This is a genomic window from Psychrobacter sp. 1U1, from assembly GCF_051847535.1.
In the GTDB taxonomy this organism is placed as follows: domain Bacteria; phylum Pseudomonadota; class Gammaproteobacteria; order Pseudomonadales; family Moraxellaceae; genus Psychrobacter; species Psychrobacter saeujeotis.
The window spans coordinates 1-501 of record NZ_JBPYDD010000018.1 but is presented as its reverse complement, the minus strand read 5'-3'; the positions used below and the strand labels follow the sequence as shown (position 1 = coordinate 501).

Below are 501 nucleotides of genomic sequence, written 5' to 3'. Positions count from 1 at the left end.
AGGCGGATAGTACGTTCATCACATCGTTGAAGCTGTCCATGCCTAGCACCATGACGTTTAAGTCTTGCGGGAGTCGGTCTAGCTTAATCTGCGCCTGAGTGACTAATCCTAAAGTCCCCTCGCTACCGATAAACAATTGACGCAAGTCATAACCGGTGGCGTTTTTGATCATCCCGCGATTGAGGTGCAAGATATCACCTTTGCCAGTGACTACCGTTAAGCCCATAATCCATTGGCGGGTCATACCATAGCGAATCACCTTTATGCCGCCGGCATTGGTGCCGATGTTGCCGCCCATTTGGCTCGAACCTGCCGAGGCAAAATCAACCGGATAGTACAAATCCTTAGATTCAGCGAACTGCTGCAGTTGCTCGGTGACCACACCGGCTTCGATCTCTACTAGGCGATCAGCGGGATAAAATGTGCCAATCTGATTCATCTTATCCATGCTGACTACTATCTCGCCGTTAGCAGCCACTGCGCCTGCCGATAGACCAGTAC

1 protein-coding gene is annotated in these 501 nt (G+C 50.9%); it reads right to left on the bottom strand.

From position 1 onward, the window contains the following. On the bottom strand, nt 1-501 hold a 501-nt coding region (locus ACS8FB_RS13605), incomplete at both ends, for an FAD-binding oxidoreductase (protein WP_439263643.1).